Source organism: Clostridioides sp. ZZV15-6598, assembly GCF_020657705.1.
Classification (GTDB): Bacteria; Bacillota; Clostridia; order Peptostreptococcales; family Peptostreptococcaceae; genus Clostridioides; species Clostridioides difficile_F.
Genome location: NZ_JAGWCS010000269.1, coordinates 1 through 1,511 on the forward strand (window position 1 = coordinate 1; position 1,511 = coordinate 1,511).

The 1,511-nt window shown below is 32.0% G+C and carries 1 protein-coding gene and 1 riboswitch; the gene reads left to right on the forward strand.

Features of this window, described 5'->3' with window-relative positions; translation table 11 throughout:
* Positions 1 to 71, forward strand: a riboswitch (purine riboswitch). This riboswitch is flagged as partial in the annotation.
* A 74-nt stretch (positions 72 to 145) separates the two neighbouring features.
* Complete coding sequence (locus KGF50_RS21445) at positions 146 to 1,489, forward strand: NCS2 family permease (protein WP_227849938.1); 1,344 nt, start codon at positions 146 to 148, stop codon at positions 1,487 to 1,489.
* The last annotated feature ends 22 nt before the right edge of the window (positions 1,490 to 1,511 follow it).

The following is a 1,511-nucleotide window of genomic DNA, read 5'->3' on the forward strand; positions in this document are numbered from 1 at the left end:
TAGTAATATGGTCTAATAGTCTCTACAAACTCACCTTAAATGAGTTTTCTATGAATAGAATGTTAACTTTTTTAATATATATTCTATTCTATCTATATGAATATATATTTTTTTGTTTATATTTTAAAGTTTTTTGGAGGTAAAAATGGTACCAAACACTAATAATGTACAACCAGATGGAAATAATTCATCATTAAGCTTTTTAGACAAGATGTTTAAATTCAGCGAACGTGGCTCTAACCTTAAGACAGAAATAATAGGTGGGGTTACTACATTCTTAACAATGGCATACATAGTTTTCGTAAATCCAGCAATATTATCTGAAGCTGGTATGGATAAAGCAGCACTTATAACAGTTACTATATTAGCTACAGCCATTGGTACACTGATATTTGCAATTTTAGGAAATGCACCATTTGCACTAGCACCTGGTATGGGTCTAAATGCATTCTTCACATATTCATTGGTTATAGGAGCAGGAATTCCATGGCAAACAGGTCTTGGAGTTGTATTCTTATCTGGATGTGTATTCTTCACACTTGCAGTAACAGGTCTTCGAAAGACAATTGCTGATGCAATTCCTCGAGAACTAGCAGTAGCATCTTCAGCAGGTATAGGTCTTTTCCTTGCTTTTGTTGGTTTAAAAAACATGGGGGTTATAATCGCAAACCCAGATACAATAGTTTCACTTGCAGATTTTACACCAACAGTTTTAATAGCTCTTTTTGCACTTATATTAATGGCAATATTAGAATACAAAAAAATTAGAGGTGGAATATTAATAAGTATAGTAGTAGCAACAGTAATATCTATTATATGTGGATTTGTAGAATTACCAACAGCAATAATCTCAACACCACCAAGTATAGCACCAATTGCTTTTAAATTAGATATTATAGGAGCACTAAAATTCTCATTAATTGGACCTATATTCTCTTTCATGTTTATAGACATGTTTGATTCATTAGCATTCCTTATTACTTGTTGCAAACAGATGGGTCTTGAAGATGAAAATGGAGAAATAAAAGACCTTGGAAAAATGTTATACGCAGATGTTTCTTCTACTTTAATAGGTTCGTTTTTAGGAACTAGTACAGTTACAACATTTGGAGAATCAGCTTCTGGTATAGCAGCAGGTGCAAGAACTGGACTTGCTTCTGTAGTAACAGCAGCATTATTCTTAGCTACACTTATATTTACACCATTACTTGGTATAGTTCCTACTTATGCTGCATCACCTGCACTTGTTATGGTTGGTGTATTCATGTTTGAAAGTATAAAACAAATTGATTTTGCTGATAGCAAAATAGCAGTCCCTGCTTTTGTTACAGTTTTATTGATGCCTCTAACTTATAGTATAAGTATTGGTTTATGCTTTGGATTTATTTCATATATAATAATGCATGTTGTAGCTAAAGAAACTGATAAAATTAGTATCACACTTTGGGTTATAGGTATACTTGCAGTTGTAAACTTAGTACTAAGTTAGTATTTTAATTTTGATATATCAA

Excerpts from the sequence above, each read along its gene's own strand:
- KGF50_RS21445 (WP_227849938.1), top strand. The coding sequence starts at position 146 with ATGGTACCAAACACTAATAATGTACAACCAGATGGAAATAATTCATCA.